24 protein-coding genes are annotated in these 19,952 nt (G+C 62.2%); 21 read left to right on the plus strand and 3 right to left on the minus strand.

Annotated features, from left to right (window positions below; translation table 11 throughout):
* Positions 1 to 44: 44 nt before the first annotated feature.
* Positions 45 to 1,661, minus strand: a complete 1,617-nt coding sequence (locus tag ACP7A2_RS21920; RefSeq protein ID WP_426135927.1) for an NADP-dependent glyceraldehyde-3-phosphate dehydrogenase — start codon at positions 1,659 to 1,661, stop codon at positions 45 to 47.
* Between the two features lie 138 nt (positions 1,662 to 1,799).
* On the opposite strand from ACP7A2_RS21920, the gene ACP7A2_RS21925 reads away from it, so the two are divergent.
* Positions 1,800 to 2,675 (plus strand): Dyp-type peroxidase, encoded by an 876-nt coding sequence (locus ACP7A2_RS21925; RefSeq protein WP_426135928.1) that lies wholly within the window; start codon positions 1,800 to 1,802, stop codon positions 2,673 to 2,675.
* A gap of 100 nt (positions 2,676 to 2,775) precedes the next feature.
* On the opposite strand, the gene ACP7A2_RS21930 is transcribed toward ACP7A2_RS21925, so the two are convergent.
* A complete protein-coding gene (locus ACP7A2_RS21930; RefSeq protein WP_426135929.1) occupies positions 2,776 to 3,252 on the minus strand; it encodes a winged helix-turn-helix domain-containing protein in 477 nt (158 codons plus the stop codon).
* Between the two features lie 680 nt (positions 3,253 to 3,932).
* Here ACP7A2_RS21930 and ACP7A2_RS21935 point away from each other — a divergent pair.
* The 7 genes from ACP7A2_RS21935 (at position 3,933) to ACP7A2_RS21965 (ending at position 9,649) form a co-directional block, all read left to right on the plus strand.
* Positions 3,933 to 4,094, plus strand: coding sequence for a hypothetical protein (locus ACP7A2_RS21935; protein ID WP_016969018.1), 162 nt, complete (start codon positions 3,933 to 3,935; stop codon positions 4,092 to 4,094).
* Between the two features lie 143 nt (positions 4,095 to 4,237).
* Positions 4,238 to 5,125 (plus strand): SctD/MshK family protein, encoded by an 888-nt coding sequence (locus ACP7A2_RS21940; RefSeq protein ID WP_426135930.1) that lies wholly within the window; start codon positions 4,238 to 4,240, stop codon positions 5,123 to 5,125.
* A gap of 26 nt (positions 5,126 to 5,151) precedes the next feature.
* Positions 5,152 to 5,508: a hypothetical protein gene (locus ACP7A2_RS21945; protein WP_426135931.1), complete on the plus strand. Its 357-nt coding sequence runs from the start codon at positions 5,152 to 5,154 to the stop codon at positions 5,506 to 5,508.
* Positions 5,508 to 5,843, plus strand: a complete 336-nt coding sequence (locus ACP7A2_RS21950; RefSeq protein WP_426135932.1) for a tetratricopeptide repeat protein — start codon at positions 5,508 to 5,510, stop codon at positions 5,841 to 5,843. Before ACP7A2_RS21945 ends, ACP7A2_RS21950 begins: the two co-directional genes overlap by 1 nt.
* Positions 5,840 to 7,978 carry a type III secretion system export apparatus subunit SctV gene (gene sctV, locus ACP7A2_RS21955; protein WP_426135933.1) on the plus strand — a complete coding sequence of 713 codons (2,139 nt, stop codon included), beginning with the start codon at positions 5,840 to 5,842 and terminating at the stop codon, positions 7,976 to 7,978. The genes ACP7A2_RS21950 and sctV overlap by 4 nt, the downstream gene beginning before the upstream one ends.
* Positions 7,975 to 9,255: a type II and III secretion system protein family protein gene (locus tag ACP7A2_RS21960; protein WP_426135934.1), complete on the plus strand. Its 1,281-nt coding sequence runs from the start codon at positions 7,975 to 7,977 to the stop codon at positions 9,253 to 9,255. Before sctV ends, ACP7A2_RS21960 begins: the two co-directional genes overlap by 4 nt.
* Positions 9,256 to 9,268: 13 nt before the next feature.
* Positions 9,269 to 9,649, plus strand: coding sequence for a hypothetical protein (locus ACP7A2_RS21965; protein WP_426135935.1), 381 nt, complete (start codon positions 9,269 to 9,271; stop codon positions 9,647 to 9,649).
* 569 nt (positions 9,650 to 10,218) lie between these two features.
* On the opposite strand, the gene ACP7A2_RS21970 is transcribed toward ACP7A2_RS21965, so the two are convergent.
* Positions 10,219 to 10,983: a tetratricopeptide repeat protein gene (locus ACP7A2_RS21970; RefSeq protein ID WP_426135936.1), complete on the minus strand. Its 765-nt coding sequence runs from the start codon at positions 10,981 to 10,983 to the stop codon at positions 10,219 to 10,221.
* Between the two features lie 48 nt (positions 10,984 to 11,031).
* Between ACP7A2_RS21970 and ACP7A2_RS21975 the strand changes: the two genes are divergently transcribed.
* The 13 genes from ACP7A2_RS21975 (at position 11,032) to ACP7A2_RS22035 (ending at position 19,947) form a co-directional block, all read left to right on the plus strand.
* Positions 11,032 to 11,592, plus strand: coding sequence for a type III secretion protein (locus ACP7A2_RS21975; RefSeq protein ID WP_426135937.1), 561 nt, complete (start codon positions 11,032 to 11,034; stop codon positions 11,590 to 11,592).
* A gap of 15 nt (positions 11,593 to 11,607) precedes the next feature.
* On the plus strand, positions 11,608 to 11,841 hold the full coding sequence (locus ACP7A2_RS21980) for a hypothetical protein (RefSeq protein ID WP_078743373.1): 234 nt from the start codon (positions 11,608 to 11,610) through the stop codon (positions 11,839 to 11,841).
* 9 nt (positions 11,842 to 11,850) lie between these two features.
* Positions 11,851 to 12,285, plus strand: coding sequence for a hypothetical protein (locus ACP7A2_RS21985; protein ID WP_426135938.1), 435 nt, complete (start codon positions 11,851 to 11,853; stop codon positions 12,283 to 12,285).
* A gap of 4 nt (positions 12,286 to 12,289) precedes the next feature.
* Positions 12,290 to 13,072, plus strand: coding sequence for a type III secretion system inner membrane ring lipoprotein SctJ (sctJ, locus tag ACP7A2_RS21990; protein ID WP_395606780.1), 783 nt, complete (start codon positions 12,290 to 12,292; stop codon positions 13,070 to 13,072).
* Complete coding sequence (locus tag ACP7A2_RS21995; RefSeq protein WP_426135939.1) at positions 13,069 to 13,683, plus strand: type III secretion protein; 615 nt, start codon at positions 13,069 to 13,071, stop codon at positions 13,681 to 13,683. The genes sctJ and ACP7A2_RS21995 overlap by 4 nt, the downstream gene beginning before the upstream one ends.
* Complete coding sequence (sctL, locus tag ACP7A2_RS22000) at positions 13,680 to 14,264, plus strand: type III secretion system stator protein SctL (RefSeq protein WP_426135940.1); 585 nt, start codon at positions 13,680 to 13,682, stop codon at positions 14,262 to 14,264. Before ACP7A2_RS21995 ends, sctL begins: the two co-directional genes overlap by 4 nt.
* A complete protein-coding gene (locus tag ACP7A2_RS22005) occupies positions 14,261 to 15,583 on the plus strand; it encodes a FliI/YscN family ATPase (RefSeq protein ID WP_426135941.1) in 1,323 nt (440 codons plus the stop codon). Before sctL ends, ACP7A2_RS22005 begins: the two co-directional genes overlap by 4 nt.
* 85 nt (positions 15,584 to 15,668) lie before the next feature.
* Positions 15,669 to 16,115, plus strand: coding sequence for a hypothetical protein (locus ACP7A2_RS22010; RefSeq protein ID WP_348058436.1), 447 nt, complete (start codon positions 15,669 to 15,671; stop codon positions 16,113 to 16,115).
* On the plus strand, positions 16,112 to 17,119 hold the full coding sequence (gene sctQ, locus ACP7A2_RS22015) for a type III secretion system cytoplasmic ring protein SctQ (protein ID WP_426135942.1): 1,008 nt from the start codon (positions 16,112 to 16,114) through the stop codon (positions 17,117 to 17,119). The genes ACP7A2_RS22010 and sctQ overlap by 4 nt, the downstream gene beginning before the upstream one ends.
* On the plus strand, positions 17,116 to 17,772 hold the full coding sequence (gene sctR, locus ACP7A2_RS22020; RefSeq protein ID WP_016969170.1) for a type III secretion system export apparatus subunit SctR: 657 nt from the start codon (positions 17,116 to 17,118) through the stop codon (positions 17,770 to 17,772). The genes sctQ and sctR overlap by 4 nt, the downstream gene beginning before the upstream one ends.
* Before the next feature lie 36 nt (positions 17,773 to 17,808).
* Complete coding sequence (sctS, locus tag ACP7A2_RS22025) at positions 17,809 to 18,078, plus strand: type III secretion system export apparatus subunit SctS (protein ID WP_078743366.1); 270 nt, start codon at positions 17,809 to 17,811, stop codon at positions 18,076 to 18,078.
* Between the two features lie 6 nt (positions 18,079 to 18,084).
* The gene (gene sctT / locus ACP7A2_RS22030) at positions 18,085 to 18,897 is read left to right on the plus strand and encodes a type III secretion system export apparatus subunit SctT (RefSeq protein ID WP_426135943.1); all 813 of its coding nucleotides are present in this window, start codon (positions 18,085 to 18,087) and stop codon (positions 18,895 to 18,897) included.
* Between the two features lie 3 nt (positions 18,898 to 18,900).
* A complete protein-coding gene (locus ACP7A2_RS22035; RefSeq protein ID WP_426135944.1) occupies positions 18,901 to 19,947 on the plus strand; it encodes an EscU/YscU/HrcU family type III secretion system export apparatus switch protein in 1,047 nt (348 codons plus the stop codon).
* Positions 19,948 to 19,952 lie beyond the last annotated feature (5 nt).

Raw genomic sequence — 19,952 nt, forward strand, 5'->3', positions numbered from 1 at the left:
CAGGCGCTGGCTTTTGTGGGAGCAGGCAAGCCAGCTCCCACACTTCAGAAGATGTAGTCGGTTGTGAGGAAGCTTGAGTCGCGGTTGCGCAGGATGTCGCTGACCAGCGCCTTGTTGCTCTCCTGAAACTTGGTCGCCACCAGGGTGCGGATCGAAAACACGCGCAAGGCGTCATGCACTGACAGCGTGCCCTCGGCCGAGTTCTTGCGCCCGTTGAAGGGGAACGTGTCCGGCCCGCGCTGGCACTGGGCGTTGATGTTGATGCGGCCGACCTGGTTGGCGAACGTATCCACCAGCCGCCCAACTTCCACGGCATTGGTGCCGAAGATGCTCAGTTGCTGGCCGAAGTCCGAATCCAGCACGTACTCGATCACGCTGTCCAGGTCGCGGTACGGCACGATGGGCACCACTGGGCCAAACTGTTCTTCGTGGTACACGCGCATCTGCGGGTTCACCGGGTACAACACTGCCGGGTAGAAAAACGAGCCACGGCTGCTGCCGCCATTGTCATTCACCACTTTGGCGCCATACAGCGCAGCATCGGCCACCAGCGCGTTGAGGTAATCCACCTTGCCCACTTCCGGCAGCGGGGTCAGCGACACGCCGTCTTCCCAGGGCATGCCGGGCTTGAGCGTCGCCAGCTTCTTGTTGAATTTCTCGATGAAGCTGTCGACCACGTCTTCATGCACAAACAGGATTTTCAGCGCGGTGCAGCGCTGGCCGTTGAATGACAGCGAGCCGGTCACGGCTTCGCTCACGGCATTGTCCAAGTCGACTTCGGGCAGCACGATGCCTGGGTTTTTCGCGTCCAGGCCGAGCGCTGCGCGCAGGCGATGGGGTTTTGGGTGCAGTTTTTTCAGGTCGCTGGCAGCCTTGTTGGTGCCGATAAACGCAAAAATATCGATCTTTCCGCTGGCCATCAGCGCGCTGACGGTTTCACGGCCGCTGCCGTAAATTACGTTGATCACGCCTGCCGGGAAGCTGTCGCGGAACGCTTCCAGCAACGGGCGAATCAACAACACGCCGAGCTTGGCCGGCTTGAACACCACCGTGTTGCCCATGATCAATGCCGGGATCAGCGTGGTGAAGGTCTCGTTCAGCGGGTAGTTGTAAGGGCCCATGCACAGCGCCACGCCCAGCGGTACGCGGCGGATTTGGCCGAGGGTGTCCTGCTCCAGCTCGAAACGGCTGGAGCGGCGGTCGAGTTCCTTGAGGGCATTGATGGTGTCGGTGATGTAGTCGCAGGTGCGGTCGAATTCTTTCTGCGAGTCCTTGAGGTTCTTGCCGATCTCCCACATCAGCAGCTTGACCACCGCATCGCGTTGTTCGCGCATGCGCCGCAAAAAGGCTTCCACGTGCTGGATGCGGTCGGCCACGCGCATCGTCGGCCATTCACCCTGGCCCCGGTCGTAGGCGCGCACGGCGGCGTCGAGGGCAGTAAGGGCGGTCTCGGCATCCAGCAGCGGCGTGCTGCCGATATGCACGCGTTCATCACCCAGTTGTACCGGGCTTTGCACGGTGGCCAATGGGCCGTTCCACACTTGCAACTGGCCATCGACCAGGTAATCACGCTGTTCAATAGGCGCTGCCAGGCGGAACTGTTCGGGAATGTCGGCGGCGCAGGTGGGAAACAGCTGGGCGAGCAAGTCGCTGGTGGTCATGTCGTTACCCCAAGAATAGTTGCAAAACATGACTAGAGAGTCACCCAACACAGGGCTCTATGGCAAGGCCTGTGCGCTTTCTCCTGCGCACGGCGGGCTCTTCGGGATAAACTGCGCGGCTTTCTTGAAGGAGTTCACATGAGTCACTACCAGCCGGGCATTCTTGCCGCACCGGTGCCGTTGCAGGCACGCCATCTGTTTTTCGCCGTTGATGTGCTCGCAGCTGTCCCCGCCGCGTTGGACGCGCTGGTGCACCTGACGGATTCGGCCGCAGTGGTGGGTTTGGGTGAGCCGCTGGTAAACGCGTTGGGCGCGCAGGTTGAAGGGCTGCGTGCATTCCCCGCCGTCAGTGCGCCGGGCGCGCACAACCCGTCGACCCAGCAGGCGTTGTGGGTGTGGCTGCACGGTGTGGATCGTGGTGAGCTGCTGTTGCGCAGCCGCGCAGTTGAAAAGGCTCTGGCGCCGGCGTTTCGCCTGGTACAGATGACCGAAGGCTTTCGCTACAAGACCGGCTTTGACCTGACCGATTACGAAGACGGCACTGAGAACCCCCACGACAGTGCCGCCGTGGACGCCGCGTTGACCGACAGCGGTGCCAGTTTCGCCGCGATCCAGCAATGGCAGCACGACCTTGACGGTTTTGCCGCGTTGCCCGCCCAGGAGCGCGACCACATCATTGGTCGTCGCCATGGTGATAACGAAGAGTTGGACGACGCGCCGGAGTCCGCGCACACCAAGCGAACGGCCCAGGAAAGCTTTACCCCAGAAGCCTTTGTGGTTCGACGTTCCATGCCGTGGGCGGAGAATGGTCAGGCGGGGTTGATGTTTCTTGCGTTTGGCCATTCGTTTGATGCGTTTGAAGCGCAGTTGCGGCGCATGAGCGGGTTGGAGGATGGGATTGTCGACGGGTTGTATCGCATCAGCAAACCGTTGACCGGTGGGTATTACTGGTGCCCACCACTGAAAGATGGGCATCTGGATTTGAGCGCTGTTGCCGTTACACCAGCACTCTAAAATTGTGGGAGCTGGCAACCAGCTCCCACATTTGATTGAGGTTGGCTGTTAGATCACCCCACACACCAGGCGCTCACCGCCGCCCAATGTGCCAGGCAGATCAACTGTTTTGCATATCCATCCGCACCGGCTGCATGGGCGCAAGCAGCGGCATCATGGCGGCGTCGCGGCAGTGTCGGCAGCCATACACGCCGAGCAACACTGGCTCTTTCACCGCAGGCGCCGGCGCACGCTCAAACCAGGTGGGCGCGACAAACCGGTAGCCCTGGCCTGCGGCCGTGGCGATGTAGAACGAGTCATCGTCGCCCAAGGCGCGTCGGATCGCCCTGATCTGCGTGCGTAAGTTGCATTCTTCCACCACCCGTTTGGACCAGGCAATGTCGAGCAACTCGGTTTTGCTCATCAGCTCGCCGGGCCGCGAGGCGAGCGCGAGGAGCAGGGTCAGGGCGCGATTGCCCAGGGCCACGGGTTGCCCGTGCTTGAGAAGCAGACGACGTTGTGGCAGCAGGCGGAACGGGCCGAAGTGAATCTCAAGGCAAGCGTCATCGTTGAAGTGGCTGCGAGTCGAGTACGTCATGTGATTAAACCTTTTCGCGTTGGAAAAACAGCGTGGCGCGGCTCCCTTTTGGGCCAGGCTGCCAGAGAGGATGAAGATGTCGCTTATTAAGCTCCAGGTTCTTTCCTATATAAGCGCGTGCCAACTAACAGTTCCGGCTATTAGTGCAACTGCACTAATCGGTTGTTTGAAATTAGTTGCTCGAAGGCATTAAGGTCGTTCGCGCCGTGCTATCAAACGCGATGAGTAAGTCGCTTTTGTTACAAATGGAAATATCTGGGAAGTTAGGCAAAAGGCTATTAGTGAAAAATGTGAACTCGATCCAGGAAATGGTGCGCACGGAGATCCGGATACCCCTCAAAATCTGACATCAACCTGCAATATCTCCCCTCAGTGGCGTAGAAAGGCCGAGCAAACACTGGGTTTTTTCGTGTTTTGTTTTTTTCATAAAAGTTCAATGCCGTCAACGAGATGAGATTTTCTCAACGCCAGGTTGAGCGAAACCTTTCACGTCTTGTATCTCACACGTTTCACAAGCTTTCACAGCGAAGGCGTTTTGATCGTGAGTAGTATGGATCCCATGCAAACCAACGGCGGTTCGAAGGCTCACTGTCTGACGTTTTGGGCATTCACCGGTTTGCATACTTTCAGCTTGCTGTTGCGCAACTGAATAACTTCCCTATCGATGCAAGGAGATGAACATGGCTGATGTCCCACCAGTAAAAGCAGGCGGCGCCGACGACGCTATCGCGAAGATGGAAGCGACCTTCAACATGGCTATCGAGAAGTCGGCCAAGATCACCGAAATCAGCACCGCGAAAAAAGCTGAGCTTGACGCTACCAAACAGCGTCCGCAGAACTGATTTGCCAAACGGGCGGCGCCGGCGCTGCCCGTTTACCCATCGTTTTCGTTTGAAAAAAACCGAGCTTTGAAAAAACGTTGCACCGTTGTTGATCCACGCAGGCGTGCATGCGGCCTGTGATTCTCAAGGGGGCAAACCCAAACATGACAGCCTTGATTTCCTTGGGCCCGGTCGCCGGTATTGGCGCACCGACCCTGACTGTGACCGGCGGTTTGCACCAGGGCAGTTCCCTGATGCTCGACCGGCCTGTCTACACCATCGGCGCGGACCTCGCGGCCGATCTTGTGCTCAGCGATCCAGGCATTGCCGGTTCTCACCTGCGCCTGCGGTTTTTTGAGGGCGGCCACGTGGCCGTTGAGGCTCTGGGCGGCGAAGTGCTGCTCGGTGGCAACGTGCGTATTCCCCAGGGCAGCGGGCATCGCGCGCGGCTGCCATTGCAACTGCGCATTGGCTCGGCCAGTGTGAGCCTGGCCTTGCCCGAAGGTGCTGAAAAACCGTCGCATGCCCCGCGTAAATACACTCCCTGGATTGTCGCGACCGTGTTGCTGTTCATGTGTGCGGGTGCGTTGGCCTTTCGCAACGACCCACCGCAAAGCCCAGTCGCCGCTGCCGTCGATGCAGCACCCGTGAAAAAGACTTCCCGTGAGCAAGCCAAGGCCTGGCTGGAGCAACAACTTCAGGCCGCTCACCTGGACGCGGTAAAAGTCAGCAACAGCAACGGCCAGCTCAGCGCCGTCGGCAGTTTTGAACAGTCACAAAAACCGCAGTGGCTGGCTTTGCAGCAAGCCTTCGACCAGCGCTACGGCCAGCAAATCGTACTCAACCCCAAGGTGGCCGTGCGCGCTGATGCCGCGCGCCCGCGCGTGCGTTTCCAGGCCGTGTGGTTCGGCACCAACCCTTACGTGATCAACGACAGCGGCAAGCGCCTGTACCCCGGCGCGGCCCTGGCGGACAACTGGGTGCTGGAGCGCATCGAGAACAACCAAGTGATTCTCGCCCGAGGCGAGGAGCGCTTCACTTTCACGTTATGACCACGCTTTTTAGCTAAGGCCCTGGGATGAAAGTCGAACCCCGCCCGTTAATTCCCAGTGATGTGCGCAGCGCACCGGTCGAAGCCATTCGCCCGGTCAACTCGCGCCAGGCCACCGCCTTCGAAGCGGTGCTGAAAACCCGCAAGACCCAAAGTCGCCGCTCCCTGCGCAGTGACCTCGAAGAACTCACCAGCGCCGCCGGCGTCGACTCGTTGCTGTTTGGCAGCGCCCGTTCCCTGGAGCTGCTGGAGCACGTGATGGAACACATCCTGCCGACCCTCGACGCCGAGCCGGAGATCAAGGCGTTGGCGCATGCCTTGATCAGTGAAGAGATCGAAGCACGGCGCAATCTCGAACAGCAACGCTCGGAGGTACATGCCTGATGGCCCGCGAGAACGACGACGCCGTGCAACTGCTCAAGGGCATCGGCGAACTGTACCGCCGCAATGGCCAGTCCCAGCGCGCGCTGGTGATGCTGTTGATCGCCGTGAGCGTCGCGCCGCGCGACGGCGTATTGCTGCGCTCGCTGGTGCTGGCGTTTACCGACAGCGGTGACGCGACCCGCGCCCTGGGCGCCCTCGACCGCTTGGTGGCGCTGGAAGGCGAGTCCGCCAGCCTGTTGCTGCTGCGCGCCCGCGCGCTGTGGTATGGCGAGCGCAAAGACGAAGCGCGCCAGTGCTTCAAACGCTATTTGACAGCACGCAGGGCCAACGCATGACCTTGCTCAACCGCCTGAACAACCTGGCGCGCATGGCCGCGCAGCGCACGGACGTGATTATTGTCGCGTTCATGTTGATGGCGATTGTGATGATGATCATCCCGCTGCCCACCTATTTAGTGGATGCGCTGATCGGTCTCAATATCGCCCTGAGTATCCTTATCCTGATCGTTGCGTTCTACATCGGCCACTCCGTGGAATTCTCCGCGCTGCCGCCGCTGATTCTGCTCAGCACGTTGTTTCGCTTGTCGCTGTCGATCACCACCACCCGTTTGATCCTGCTGCACGGCGACGCCGGCCACATCGTCAAGGCTTTCGGTGACTTCGTGATCGCAGGGCAAGTGGTGGTGGGCATGGTGGTGTTCCTGATCATCACCGTGGCGCAGTTCGTGGTCATCACCAAAGGCGCCGAGCGCGTGGCGGAAGTGGCCGCGCGTTTCACCCTGGATGCCATGCCCGGCAAACAAATGAGCATCGATAACGACCTGCGCAACGGCGATATCGACCAGGCCGAAGCCCGTCGCCGTCGCTCGCGTCTGGAGCGTGAAAGCCAGATGTTTGGTGCGATGGACGGCGCCATGAAGTTTGTGAAGGGCGACGCCATCGCCGGTCTGGTGATTCTGGCGGTCAACCTGCTCGGCGGCATGATGATCGGCATGATCGAGCGCGACATGCCGTTCGGCGTGGCGGTGCACACCTACTCGCTGCTGACCGTGGGTGACGGCCTGATCGCACAGATCCCGGCGTTGTTGATTTCGGTGGCGGCGGGCACCGTAGTGACGCGCGTGAACAGCGATGGCGAAGCCGGCGACCTGGGCAGTGAAATCATCAAGCAACTGGGCGCCAGCTACCGTGCGCTCGGCTTGACGGCCTTGATCATGATCGGCGTGGGCCTGCTACCGGGCTTCCCCACGTGGGTATTCCTCGGGTTGTCCGTGGCCTTTGGCAGCGCAGCCTTTGTGATGTATCGCCGCCACACCCGTCAGCCTGAGGGTGAGATGGAAGTGTTGGCTGAAGTGCCGGAACCGGTGGTGGACGTTCAGGCTGAACTGGACGACAACCTGTTGCCCGACACCCGCGTGTTGCTGACCATCGGCGTCGGCGTGTCCCAGAGTGCGCCGCGTCAATTGCTGCGTCAGCGGGTTGAAGCCTTGTGTCACGACATCCGTACCGAACTGGGCGTGGAGGTGCCGGTGCCGGGTATCTACATGGAAACCAAGGCGCCGCCGGGTGGTTTTCGCGTGTCTCTGGAAGGTGTGCCGGTGAGTGAAGGCGAGATGCCGGTCAACTGCCTGCTGTTGCAGGACGACCCGGTGCACGTGCAGTTGCTCGACATCGCCACGCTGCCATTCGATTCGCCGCTCAATGGCCGCAGCGCCCACTGGATTGAACGTCAACACGAAGAGACCTTGCGCAACGCCGGCATCGGTTTCCTGTTGCCCGATGAAGTGCTGCGCGGCGTGCTGGAGCGCAGCCTGCGCCGCTATGCCGCCGACTTCCTCGGCATTCAGGAAACCCGCCTGTTGCTGGAGCGCACCGAAGCCACCTACGGCGAACTGGTCAAAGAAGCCTTGCGCCTGGTGCCGCTGCAACGCGTCGCCGAGACCTTCCGCCTGTTGGTCGGCGAAGGCGTCTCCATTCGCAACCAGCGCGCCTTGCTCGAAGCCATGGTGGAGTGGGGCGCCCGCGAAACCGACGCCGGGCGTTTGGCCGAACATTTGCGTGCAGCGTTGGCGCGCCAGATCAGCCATCAATACGCCGACCGCAACCGAGTGATTGGTGCGTTGGTGTTGGCTCCGGGCCTGGAAGACCAATTGCGCGCCTCGTTGCGCCGTCAGGAACCTCAACGTGAATTGATCCCCGAGGACGTCAGCCGCGCGTTGCTTGTTCAACTGCGTCAAGCCTGTGAAAACACCCGCGAGGCCAACAGCGCTGTGTTGCTGGTGCACCCGGAACTGCGCCGCAGCCTGCGTCGCCTGGTGCTGCGCGGCGAGCTGGAATTGGCGGTGCTGTCGTTCCGCGAGCTGGCCACCGAGTACAACCTGCAAGCGCTGGTGACCATCAGCCTCACCGATATCTCCAACCGCCGCGCGCCTGCCGCGGCTTCCGTCACCCCCCTGGCGTCTGCCTCATGATGCGTTTTTGTGTGCTGTTGCTGAGTCTGTTTGCGTGCGTGTGCCAGGCTCAGGAGATTGCCGCCGGTGCCGGTGGCTCGATCAACCTGGCGTCCGGCGAAGGGCGCATCCTGCATTTTGTCGCGCCGGTGGAGTCGGTGCTGGTGGCCGAGCCCAACGTGGCCGACCTGCAAGTGGTGTCGCCGGGCACGATTTATATCTTCGGCAAGGCGCCGGGCACGACCAGCCTGATCGCCCTGGGCGAAAACGGTAAGCAACTGGCGAGCTTGAACCTGTCTGTCAGCAGCGCTACCCAGGGCGTGAGCGCGCCGATGCAGGAACTGCATCCGGGTAACCGCGCGCAGATCACCGGCGCGGGCAACCGTCTGATTGCCAAAGGCAGCGTCGGCTCGGTGGCCGAAGCGACAGACCTGAATGCGCTGCTCAACCCTCAGGGCCAAGGCTTTCAAAGCGCGATCAACACCACTGAATACACAGGCTCCGCCCAAGTGAACCTGCGTGTGCGTTTCGCCGAAGTGTCGCGTTCCGAACTGCTGCACTACGGCGTGAACTGGAATGCGATGTTCAGCAACGGTACGTTCTCGTTCGGCCTGATCACCGGTGGCGGCTTGGCGGCAGCCACAGCTGGCGGCCTGGCCACCGCAGGCACCGGCTCCGGCAACGTGAACATCGACGGCATGCTGGATGCGTTGCAGGCCAACGGCGTACTGCAGATTCTTGCCGAGCCGAACATCACGGCCATGACCGGCCAGACCGCGAGCTTCCTCGCTGGCGGCGAAGTGGCGATTCCGGTGCCGGTCAACCGTGACCTGGTGGGCATCGAATACAAGTCGTTTGGTGTGTCGCTGCTGTTCAACCCGACCCTTTTGCCCAACGGCCGCATTGCCCTGCAAGTGCGCCCTGAAGTCAGCAGCGTGGTCAGCGGCGGCACCGTGGATTTCGGCAACTTCCATGTGCCGTCCTTCAGCGTGCGCCGCGCCGACACACGGGTAGAAGTCGGCAGCGGGCAGACCTTCGCCATCGCGGGCCTGTTCCAGCGTGAAAGCAGCCAGGACATCGAAAAACTGCCGCTGCTGGGCGACTTGCCGATCCTTGGCAACCTGTTTCGCTCCAAGCGTTTTCAGCGCAATGAGACTGAACTGGTGATCCTGATTACGCCTTATCTGGTGGAGCCGGTGCGCGCTCGCACCCTCGCCACGCCATTGGACGCGCCACCGGTTACCGCAGCAGCCACCGGACCGCGCAGCGGCGGGGCGTTCGGTTTCTACATGAATTGAGGAGGGGCTTGCGATGACTGTTTTGCGTGTGTTGATGCTGCTCCCTCTGGCGCTGATGGGTTGCCAGACTCACTTGGCGCCGGTGTATTACTCCTCCGAGTTTCGCGCCGATGGTGTGCCGACTCAGTGTCAGCAGCCGCCTGCGACCGACACGATTGGGTTGGACGAGGATTTCAAGCCGACTCTGGCGTTGGGCTGTGCGAATAATTTGAATTTGATGCAGATGGTGGAGCGTAAGCAGGACCTGACCCAGGGCCGCGCCACGGGGCCTGCGATGGCGGCGCCGGTGGGGCGAGCGGCGCAGGTGTATATCGAGGGGTTTGATCGGGAGCAGTTGCAGCGGCGTAAGGATCAGCAAGAGGCCAAGGCTGGCGCTACCGGAGGTCAGCAATGACCGGGTCTGCGCTGATCTCCTGTGGGAGCTGGCTCCCAGCCACCCCAAATCTACCTGGCATTCCCCAGTCAAACTGTGGGAGCTGGCTCCCAGCCACCCAAAATCTACCTGGCACTCCCCAATCAAACTGTGGGAGCTGGCTTGCCTGCGATAGCGCCCTCCCAGCCAACCCATATCTACCTGATGCTCCCCAATCCAAATGTGGGAGCGGGCTTGCTCGCGAAAGCTATGTGTCAGGCGCTACATTTTTTGGGGCGGAGTACATATCCATTGCTGTGGTAACGGCCACCTATGGTTCCGCTCTTACAGCGGGTCACTTTTGGAAAGGCCCAAAAGTAACCAAAAGGCCTTCGCCCCACCACTCGGCACCTCGCTTAGGCTCGGTGTGCCCGCACGCAGGCTTGAATCCGTGGGCCGCCGCGATGGGCCATCCCTGGCCCAGCGCGGCTAACCCGGCGTCCTGCCGGGTTGCCCACGGATTCAAGCCTGCGTTCGGCCAGCGTGGTTTTACGGGGCGACTGAGATCCAAAGCAGATCAAAAGCCAAATCAAAAGCGGGAGAGCGGTTTGTCAACTCGGGTCAACCAAACCCAGTTCCTTGGCTTGCGCCACCGGATCGCTGATGGCCTTGATGCGCTTCGCTTCCGTCATCAACCGTTCACGCTCGGCGGCAGGGATGTCATCCAGCGGCAGGCCTGCAACCCGTTTTTCGTAACCGGCCAACACCATCACCAGCAGCTCATTACGCTGATGCCTTGGCAGCGCACGGGGCGATTGGGTGACGGGGGCGATGGTGTCGAGGGCTTGTTGCGATTGCCCGCCGAGGGCGTAGGCCAGGGCGAGGTTGCAGCGGTTGTCGAGGTCGTCGGGTTTGAGGCTCAGGCTTTTGGCGAAGGCGGTTTGGGCTGCAGCGGCCTGGCCGTTGAGAATTTGCGCGACGCCCAGGCGGGTGTAGGCGACGGGCAGGTGGTTGATCTCGGCCGCCTGGCCCAGGGCGGTGATGGCGCGTTGGGTCTTGCCCAGTTGCAGTTGGGCAGTGCCCAGGCCGAGCAGGGCGTCGGCGCTGTGGGCGTCAACGCCCAGGGCTTGCTGGAAGGCACGTTCGGCGCCGAGGGCGTCTTTGGCGTCGAGCCTGGCTTGGCCGAGCTTGAGCCACAGGTCGAGGCTGGCCCCCGGTTGCCGGGTAGCGCGCTCGTACAACGCGGCCGCGCTGGCGTAGTCGCCGCGTTTGCTCAGGCCATCGGCCAGTTGCAGGGACTTGTCGGAATCGCTCGCCGGTTTGCTGGAGCAGGCGGCGAGAAGCAGGGTACTGGCAAGCAGGAAATTCTTGGACATCGTCACAACTCGTCTGGCGAAGGCGGAGGCCATGTAAGCATATTTTTGATGGCCGTCCTATGCCTGTTCGGTACACGTTTGGCCAATGCCGCCGAAGAGCCCGCGTGGTTTTCCCAACCCTACGCCTACGTGCTGGTGGACCAGGATGTACGCAGCGCCCTGGAAGAATTCGGCCACAACCTCGAGGTGCCGCTGGTGCTCTCGGAGAAGGTGCGCGGCAAGGCGCGCAGCACCATTCGCGCGGCCACCGCCGGTGAGTTTCTGCAAACCCTGTGCAGCACCAACGGCCTGACCTGGTACTTCGACGGCAACCTGCTGTACCTCAACACCAGCGACGAAATCACCACCAAGCTGTTCAAGTCCAGTGCCTTGAACCTGGACCAGTTGCAGGCCTACCTGAACAACCTCGATGTGTTCGGCCAACAGTTGTCCATGCGCAATGGCCCTGAGGGCGATGAAGTATTTGTGTCCGGACCACCGCCGTACCTGGCGTTGGTGCAACAGCACGTGGATCACCTGCAACCCACACGCGCGGCCGCCCCGGTGGCACGCGTGCAGGGTGTGCGGGTGTTCCGCGGTGCGCAAGTCAGTACTGAAACCCCCAACTGATAAAGGAGCAGCACCATGTCTGTAACGGCCGTAGACAGCAACCTCGCCCCGGGTGGCGCCAGCCCTGAAGCCAAGTTCAATGCCGCGGTGGATAACGCCAAGGCTGCCGACAAACCGACGGAAACCACGGACGCGGAATTCAACGATGCGTTGATCACCCAGGCCGTCACCATCGGTGGTCAGTTCATCATCATGCCGAAGATGCAGGAACTGCTGAACGACGCCATGTCCGATGACGACGAAGAGTAGGGAACGCCCATGACTATCAGTCTCGCCGCTGGCGCCTCGGCCTTGCCGCCGTCCGCTGGCGCGGGGCCCGCCGGGGCCTCGCAGAATCTGTTCGAGCACATGGCCAATACCGCCAAGGGCATGCCCGAAGGCGCGAGCCCGCACCAGATCGGCTCGGGCTTGATGGAGCGCATGAACAGTTTTATTGACCGCACGCGGGCGTTTTCCGAGCGCGCCGACGTGCTCACCAACAACCCGTCGGCGCCACCGACGGCCTCCCCGCAAATCCGTACGGCGAGTGCTTCGCCGCAAGCTGAACCGGGGAAAAAAGTCGGCGAGCAACAGGTCGATCAGATCGTCCATTCCCTGGGCAAGATGTTCGACTACTCCATCGAAACCCAGATGGTGGTGCGCGGTGCGACGCAGATTTCCGGTTCCGCCAACACGTTGCTCAAGGGTCAATAACGCCATGCCAAGCCCAAACCGCGCCCTGCGCCTGTTGCTGATCGGCTTGCTCGCCAGCCTGTTGCAGGCGTGCAACACCGACCTCTACACCAACCTCAGCGAGCGCGACGCCAACGCCATGGTCGCGGTGCTGCTGCGCGGTGGCATCCCGGCAGAGCGCAAGACCCAGGACAACGGCCAGCTCAAGGTCGTGGTCGATGAAGAGCGCTTCGCCGAGGCCATGACCCTGCTCGACAACGCTGGCCTGCCGCAGCAAAGTTTTTCCAACATGGGCGAGGTGTTCAAGGGCAATGGCCTGGTGTCGTCGCCGGTGCAGGAACGGGCGCAGATGATCTATGCCCTGAGCGAAGAACTGTCGCACTCGGTGTCGCAGATCGACGGCATCGTCGCCGCCCGTGTGCACGTAGTGCTGCCGGATAATGACCTGCTCAAACGCGTGATTTCGCCGTCGTCGGCCTCGGTGCTGGTGCGCTACGACCCCGGCACCGATATCAATACGCTGATCCCGCAAATCAAGACGCTGGTGGCCAACGGCATCTCCGGCTTGAGCTACGACGGCGTCTCGGTGACGGCGATCAAGGCCGCTGTCGCCATCAGCCAGAACCCCGCGCAGCCGCGACTCGCACGCTTTATGGGCCTGTGGATGCTGGAAGACAATGTGCCCCAGGCGCGCTTCATGTTTGGTGGCTTGTTGCTGATTGCCCTTGGCGCTCTGGGTGTGTTGGCTCGCCAGCACTGGGCGCGGCGCCAATCCCAGGCGCTGTACGTGCTCAAGGAGGGTGAATGAGCCTTTTTGAACGCTGGCAAGGGCTGATCGCCGAGCCCTTGCAGTTTGTGCGCGGGCCGAGCCTGGGCGCGTGTTTTGCCGATGACCTGCCGGCGCAGGTGCTGCAGGCCATGCAGGCCCAGCCACGTTTTCGCCAGCGCCTGGAAAAATTGCTGGTCAGCCATTACCAGTTGGCGCCGCTGGAGCAGCTTGTTTCACCCTTGGCCGCTGACTTGCCGGTGTTGCTGCTGTCGGACGCACAGTTTGCCCGCCTGCCGAGGTTGTGCGGCGCCATCTGGCATGCCTCGACCTTGAGCCGCGAAATTCGCCGTGACGTGGTCAACGAGCTGCGCGCAGGCCTCGGGACCGAGGTGTTCAGCCAAGCGCTGGCGCTGCGGCAACTGGGTGGCGCGGCGGATTTACTGCGCGACCCCGCCGAGCTGATCGAAGCCATCGACCGCGACGGTCAAGGCTGTGTTGCCGCCTGGCTGCACGCCCAGCACGCCGATTTTCAGGGCTGGCTGCGTTTGCGTTTCGCTTTCCCCCAGGGCTACAGCGCACGCCTGCCCCGCGACCTGGAGATCGTTCAGGCCGCTGCCGCGTGCCTTGCCGCCGAGGACATTGCCCCATGAGTGACTTACCGAGCCGCCCGACCGCGCGCATCTTGCGCGCTGAAGAAGCCGCGCTGTGGACGGAGGGTTTTGCCTTTCTGCAAGCGGCCAAAGACCAGGCCGCGCAGGTCAAGGCCGACAGCGACGAATGGCTGCAAGCCGCCCGCGCCGAAGGGTTTGAAAGCGCGCGGCAAGAGGGCGCCGAGCAGGTTGCGCAATTGCTCGTGCAGACTCAATCCCAGGTGCAGCACTACTTGAGTAGCCTGGAAACGTCACTGGCCGACTTGGCCTTGGGCATCGTGCGCGAAGTGCTCGGTGAATTGGACAATGCCGACCGCGTGGTGCGCTGCACGCGTCAGGCGTTGAGCGCGTTTCGTCAGGATCAGGCATTGACCCTGTGGGTTGCGCCCGCTGAAGTGGACGCCTTGCGCCAGCGTCTCAAGCTCGAAGGCCTGGCCATCGCCGTGGACGCCGATGAACAGTTAAGCGCCGGTCAGGCGCGACTGAGCAGCGCCGCCGGTTCCGTCGAACTGGGCCTTGAAGCGCAGTTGCAAACCCTGCGCCGCAGCCTGTTGCCGTTCGCCGAAGAGGGCGTGGCATGAACCTTGAGCAGTTGCTGCCGCGCTTGAATGAGCGCCTGGCTCAGGCGCGACTGCGGCCCATGCACGGCACGGTGTTGAGCATTCGCGGCGTGTTGCTTCGCGCCAGTGTCGCCGGCGCGAGCATCGGTGAGTTGTGCCAGCTGCGCGACCCGGGCAGTGGTCGCAGCCTCAGCGCCGAGGTGATCGGCTTTGATGGCGACGAAGCGATTCTGTCGCCCATCGGTTCCATGGAAGGCCTGTCGACCCGCACGCAAATCACCGCCACTGGCGAGACCCTGGGCGTGGCAGTCGGCGATGCGCAGCTCGGGCGGGTGATCAGCCCCATGGGCGAATTCCTCGATGGCGACGGCATTCCACCGACCGTGGCCTTGCAGCGCTACCCGTTGCACGCCGAACCGCCTGCGCCGTTTTCGCGGCAGTTGATCGTACGTTCGATGGCCTTGGGCATCCGCTCCATCGATGGCTTGCTGACCCTGGCCCAGGGCCAGCGCATGGGCATCTTTGGTGAGCCCGGCGTGGGCAAATCCTCATTGCTCGCCAGCATCATCCGCAACAGCGAAGCCGATGTGATCGTGATCGGCCTGATCGGCGAGCGGGGCAGGGAAGTGCGCGAGCTGCTCGACGTGCAACTCGACGCCCAGGCCCGCGCGCGCACCGTGGCGGTGGTCGCCACGTCGGACCGCCCGGCGGCCGAGCGCGTGCGGGCCGCGTTTGTTGCCACCACGCTTGCCGAATACCACCGCGATCAGGGGCGCAATGTGCTGCTGCTGATGGACAGCCTGACCCGTTTCGCCCGCGCCCAGCGTGAAATCGGCCTGGCAGTGGGCGAACCGCCAACGCGGCGCGGTTACCCGCCGTCGTTCTTTTCGGCCTTACCGCGCCTGCTGGAGCGCGCCGGCCCTGGCCCCACCGGCAGCATCACTGCGCTGTATACCGTGCTCACCGAAGGCGATGCCGCCAGCGACCCAGTGGCTGAAGAGGCGCGGTCGATCCTCGACGGGCACATCGCCCTCAGCGCTGAGTTGGCCCAGCGCAACTACTTCCCGGCGGTCGACGTGCTGCGCAGCCGTAGCCGCTTGATGGAGCAGGTTGCCGGTGAAGAACACAAACGCCTGGCCATGCGCATCCGTGAACTGATGGCGCGTTATGGCGAGATCGAAATGCTCATCCGCGTGGGCGAGTACTCCGCCGGCAGCGACCCGTTGGCCGACGAAGCCATTACCCGCCATGGGGCTATCGAAGCCTTTTTGCGCCAGAACGCCGGCGAGCCGAGCAGCCTGGAACAGACCCTGATCCGCATGCGCCAGGTGTTGGCATGAGATGCCAGGGATGTACCCCGAACCCCTGTGGGAGCTGCATGGATGTACAGAATTGTTGTGCCAGCATGACGAAGGAGCTAATCCAATGAAAACCAATGAATTGCGCACCCTGCAGACCCTGCGGGTGCTGCGCGAACAACGCGCCGCCAGCCAATTGGCAGCCCAGCAACAGCGCTGCGAGCAAACCCACGGCGTACTCACCGACGCCAAGGAGCAACTGCGCCTGCACCGCGAAGCCATCGCCGAGGAAGCGCGGCAGGTGTATGCGTCCCTCACCGAAGGGTTGTCGGTGGCCAGTTGGCAGGCCGCGCAAGACCGCCTGCGCGGGCTGTCGGATGACCAGCAGGTGCTGGAAAACGACGTCACCCATGTGTCCACCACCCTGCAAAGCCAGGAGCGCGAGCGTGACCTGTTTCGTCAGGAGCGCCTCAGCCGCCAGCGCCAGTCCGACGCCTGGCAAAGCCTAGTCGAAGGCCGCGAAAGCGATGAACGCCGCATCGGTGAGCTGCGCGATGAAGGCGTTGGCACATGATCGCAGCCCTTGCCGACCCACTGTCGCCGTGGCTGACCCACTACGACCCGGCGTTGCTGGCGCTGCATAACCAGCTGCACCGCCGCCGTCGCGCCTGGCAGGGCCGTTGCGCCGGGCAGGACCTGCGCGTGAGCTGGGCCGCCGAGTCGCACACCCTGAATGCGCCGCGCGATGTGCTGTTGTTGCTCGGCCGCGCCCCGGTGCGCCTGCGCGTGTCGGCGGCCGCCCTTGAACAGGTGATGGTGCCGCTGGCGTTGCAGTTCGATGCGCAGCAATTGCCGTCGTTGCCGCGCTCGTTGCTGTTGGAGCTGGCGGTACTCGACCTGATCGAGACTCTGGAGCCGCTGCTCGGCCATCCGGTGCAATTGCTCGAAGCCACCGAAGGTATGGAGCAACGGCCCTTTGCCGTGCACCTGGCCCTGCAATTGAGCTTCGGCAACGGGCCTGCCATGAGCGCGCAACTGGACCTGAGCGAAGGGGCCGCCGTGCTGGTGGCGCAGCTGCTCGCGCACTACGGCGAAGTTGAACCCGACCCGCTGCCCGCGCTGCGCCAGACCCTGGCCGTGGTAGCGGGGCGGCAGTGGCTGAGCCTCGGCGAACTGCGCAGCCTGCGCCCCGGCGATGTGCTGATGCTGGAACAAGGCTCGGGCTTGCTGCTCGACCTGGACGGCCGCTTGCAGGCTCGCTGCGAACACCAGGGTGACGCGCTGCGCCTGCTGGAAGAATTGAAAGCGCCCCTTTTGGACATGGAGAACACAATGACTGACGTTGATGCGACTGCGGCCCTGGATGACTTGCCGCTCAAACTGGTGTGTCAGGTGGGCAGTCTGGAACTGACCCTTGCGCAATTGCGCGAGCTGGGCGCCGGCAGTCTGTTGCAGCTCAACAGCCACGGCGTGGATAACGTCGACCTGATGGTCAACGGCCGCCGCGTCGGCCAGGGCCAACTGGTAAAAATCGGTGACGGCCTGGGTGTGCGCCTGCTGAGTTTTGCCACTCCATGACCGGTTATCAGCCGAACCTGATCGAGATCATCCTGGTCGTTGCGACGATCGGGCTGATCCCGTTGGCGGTTGTGACGCTCACCGGTTTCATGAAGATCTCGGTGGTGCTGTTCCTGATCCGCAACGCCCTTGGGGTGCAACAGACTCCGCCGAACCTGGTGCTGTACGGCATCGCATTGATCCTGTCGGTGTACGTGACCACGCCGTTGATTGGCGACATGTACCGGCAAGTGGAGGGCCGCGACCTCAACATCGAGCATGTGGAGCAGCTCAAGGATTTGGGTGATGCGCTGCGGCCACCGTTGCAGGCGCACCTGAAGCGCTTCGCGAATGAATCCGAGCGCGGCTTTTTTGTGCAGGCCACCGAGACCATCTGGTCGCCGGAAGCCCGCGCCGACCTGCGTGACGATGACCTGGTGGTGCTGATCCCGGCGTTTGTCAGCTCGGAACTGACCCGCGCGTTCGAGATTGGCTTCCTGCTCTATATCCCGTTTTTGGTGGTGGATTTGCTGGTGTCCAACGTGCTGATGGCGATGGGCATGTCGATGGTCTCGCCGAACCTGATCTCTATCCCGCTGAAGATCTTTTTATTCGTGTCGTTAAGTGGCTGGTCGCGCCTGATGCACGGTTTGATTCTGAGTTACGGCGGCTAAACCCTGCAGGGTGAGTGTGCATTGAAGGGGTGAGTGATGGGCCAGGACGTTTTCTTATCGTTGATGAAACAGGCACTGATGACGGTGCTGATGCTCTCCGCCCCGGCGCTGGGCGTGGCGATTATCGTGGGCTTGAGCGTGGGGCTGTTCCAGGCGCTGACGCAGATTCAGGATCAGACGTTGCCCCAGGTGGTGAAGTTGGTGGCGGTGCTGCTGACCATCGTATTCCTCGGCCCGGTGCTTGCCGGGCAGGTCGCCGAACTCGGCAGCCAGGTGCTGGACAACTTCCCGATGTGGACGCGCTGACCGCCCATGGATGCCAGCCTGACCGCGCAGTTTCTGGAAGTCGCCTACCCGGTGATCAGCTCGGCTTCGCTCGCCGCCTGCCGCGCCATGGGCGTGGTGGTGATCACCCCGGCGTTCAACCGTTTGGGCCTTACCGGGATGATTCGTGGCTGTGTGGCCGTGGCCATTTCCATTCCGATGTTCTTTCCGGTGTTCGAAGCGCTGACTGCCATGCCCGAACACGGCAGCGTGTTTATTGCCGGGTTGCTGATCAAGGAGTTTTTGATCGGTATTTTGATTGGCCTGCTGTTCGGTATTCCGTTCTGGGCCGCCGAGGTGGCGGGGGAGTTGATCGACCTGCAACGCGGCTCGACCATGGCGCAACTGGTGGACCCGTTGTCGTCTGGAGAATCCAGCGTGATGGCGACCTTGCTGACGGTGATGCTGATCACGCTGTTCTTCATGTCCGGCGGTTTTATCCTGATGGTCGACGGCTATTACCACAGCTACCAGCTATGGCCGGTGACCTCGTTTACACCGGTATTTGCCAGCTCCGCGCTGCTGGCGGTGCTGTCGATCCTCGACCAGATCATGCGCGTTGGTGTGCTGATGGTGTCGCCGTTGCTGATTTCGTTGCTGATCACTGACCTGATGTTGGCGTACCTGTCGCGGATGGCGCCGAACCTGCATATTTTTGACCTGTCACTGCCGGTGAAGAACCTGTTTTTCAGCATCCTGATGGTGATCTACATCGGCTTTTTGATCCCGTTGATGCTTGATCAATTGGCAGAATTTCGCGGCACCGTCGAGCTGCTCAAAACCCTGGCAGGCATGGAGTAGCCCATGGCCGATACCAGCGAAGAGAAATCCCAGCCGGCCACGGACAAAAAGCTCAAGGACGCGCGCCAGAAAGGCCAGGTCGCCAAGAGCCAGGACCTGGTGTCGGGCATGGTGATTCTGTTCTGCACCCTGTGCATTTCCATCCTCGCGCCCCGGGCCAAGGCCCAGGTCACGGCGCTGATCGACCTCACCGCGCAAATCTATGTCGAACCGTTCGCCACCGTGTGGCCGCGCGTGCTCGACCATGCCGAGCAACTGGTGATAGGCATCACCCTGCCGGTGATGGCGGTGACCACAGGCGTGGTGATTCTGACCAACATCATCACCATGCGCGGCTTTGTGTTCTCGGTGGACCCGATCAAACCCGAGTTCAAACGCATCAACCCGGCGGAGGGCATGAAGAAAATCTTCGCCCTGCGCAACCTGGTGGAGTTCATCAAGGGGCTGATCAAGGTGCATGTGCTGGCGATCGCGTTTTACGTGATTGGCAAACACGCGTTGCAGGCACTGATGGAATCGTCGCGTTGTGGTGCCGAATGCATGGAGTCGACGTTTTTTCTGGTGCTCAAGCCGCTGGTGTTCACCGTGCTGTGCGCGTTCATCCTGGTGGGCGCGGTGGACGTGATCATGCAACGCTGGCTGTTTGGTCGCGACATGAAAATGACCCGCAGCGAAACCAAGCGCGAACGCAAAGACATCGACGGCGACCCGCTGATCAAGAGCGAACGCCGCCGCCAGCGCAATGAAATGCAGGCGCTGGCTACCAAGCTCGGCTTGGGGCGCGCGTCGATGATGATCGGCACCACCGATGGCTGGGTGATTGGCGTGCGCTATGTGCGCGGGGAGACGCCGGTGCCGGTGATCGTCTGTCGAGCGTCACCCGAAGAGGCGTTGCTGATGTTGCAGGAGGCGTATGACCTGGGCATTCCCCATGCGCCGGACAAAGGGTTGGCGGCGGAGATCGCCCGCCGCACCGTGCCCGGCGATCCGGTGCCGGACGCATCGTTCCAGGCCGTCGCGGATTGGCTGGTAGCCGCACGCCTCATCTGAAGACG

It is taken from the genome of Pseudomonas sp. PWP3-1b2, from assembly GCF_049896045.1.
Taxonomy (GTDB): Bacteria; Pseudomonadota; Gammaproteobacteria; order Pseudomonadales; family Pseudomonadaceae; genus Aquipseudomonas; species Aquipseudomonas antarctica_B.

Bases quoted from the DNA above. Each gene is read 5' to 3' on its own strand.
- ACP7A2_RS21920 (WP_426135927.1), bottom strand. From the start codon at position 1,661: ATGACCACCAGCGACTTGCTCGCCCAGCTGTTTCCCACCTGCGCCGCC.
- ACP7A2_RS21925 (WP_426135928.1), top strand. From the start codon at position 1,800: ATGAGTCACTACCAGCCGGGCATTCTTGCCGCACCGGTGCCGTTGCAG.
- ACP7A2_RS21930 (WP_426135929.1), bottom strand. From the start codon at position 3,252: ATGACGTACTCGACTCGCAGCCACTTCAACGATGACGCTTGCCTTGAG.
- ACP7A2_RS21935 (WP_016969018.1), top strand. From the start codon at position 3,933: ATGGCTGATGTCCCACCAGTAAAAGCAGGCGGCGCCGACGACGCTATC.
- ACP7A2_RS21940 (WP_426135930.1), top strand. From the start codon at position 4,238: ATGACAGCCTTGATTTCCTTGGGCCCGGTCGCCGGTATTGGCGCACCG.
- ACP7A2_RS21945 (WP_426135931.1), top strand. From the start codon at position 5,152: ATGAAAGTCGAACCCCGCCCGTTAATTCCCAGTGATGTGCGCAGCGCA.
- ACP7A2_RS21950 (WP_426135932.1), top strand. From the start codon at position 5,508: ATGGCCCGCGAGAACGACGACGCCGTGCAACTGCTCAAGGGCATCGGC.
- sctV (WP_426135933.1), top strand. From the start codon at position 5,840: ATGACCTTGCTCAACCGCCTGAACAACCTGGCGCGCATGGCCGCGCAG.
- ACP7A2_RS21960 (WP_426135934.1), top strand. From the start codon at position 7,975: ATGATGCGTTTTTGTGTGCTGTTGCTGAGTCTGTTTGCGTGCGTGTGC.
- ACP7A2_RS21965 (WP_426135935.1), top strand. From the start codon at position 9,269: ATGACTGTTTTGCGTGTGTTGATGCTGCTCCCTCTGGCGCTGATGGGT.
- ACP7A2_RS21970 (WP_426135936.1), bottom strand. From the start codon at position 10,983: ATGTCCAAGAATTTCCTGCTTGCCAGTACCCTGCTTCTCGCCGCCTGC.
- ACP7A2_RS21975 (WP_426135937.1), top strand. From the start codon at position 11,032: ATGGCCGTCCTATGCCTGTTCGGTACACGTTTGGCCAATGCCGCCGAA.
- ACP7A2_RS21980 (WP_078743373.1), top strand. From the start codon at position 11,608: ATGTCTGTAACGGCCGTAGACAGCAACCTCGCCCCGGGTGGCGCCAGC.
- ACP7A2_RS21985 (WP_426135938.1), top strand. From the start codon at position 11,851: ATGACTATCAGTCTCGCCGCTGGCGCCTCGGCCTTGCCGCCGTCCGCT.
- sctJ (WP_395606780.1), top strand. From the start codon at position 12,290: ATGCCAAGCCCAAACCGCGCCCTGCGCCTGTTGCTGATCGGCTTGCTC.
- ACP7A2_RS21995 (WP_426135939.1), top strand. From the start codon at position 13,069: ATGAGCCTTTTTGAACGCTGGCAAGGGCTGATCGCCGAGCCCTTGCAG.
- sctL (WP_426135940.1), top strand. From the start codon at position 13,680: ATGAGTGACTTACCGAGCCGCCCGACCGCGCGCATCTTGCGCGCTGAA.
- ACP7A2_RS22005 (WP_426135941.1), top strand. From the start codon at position 14,261: ATGAACCTTGAGCAGTTGCTGCCGCGCTTGAATGAGCGCCTGGCTCAG.
- ACP7A2_RS22010 (WP_348058436.1), top strand. From the start codon at position 15,669: ATGAAAACCAATGAATTGCGCACCCTGCAGACCCTGCGGGTGCTGCGC.
- sctQ (WP_426135942.1), top strand. From the start codon at position 16,112: ATGATCGCAGCCCTTGCCGACCCACTGTCGCCGTGGCTGACCCACTAC.
- sctR (WP_016969170.1), top strand. From the start codon at position 17,116: ATGACCGGTTATCAGCCGAACCTGATCGAGATCATCCTGGTCGTTGCG.
- sctS (WP_078743366.1), top strand. From the start codon at position 17,809: ATGGGCCAGGACGTTTTCTTATCGTTGATGAAACAGGCACTGATGACG.
- sctT (WP_426135943.1), top strand. From the start codon at position 18,085: ATGGATGCCAGCCTGACCGCGCAGTTTCTGGAAGTCGCCTACCCGGTG.
- ACP7A2_RS22035 (WP_426135944.1), top strand. From the start codon at position 18,901: ATGGCCGATACCAGCGAAGAGAAATCCCAGCCGGCCACGGACAAAAAG.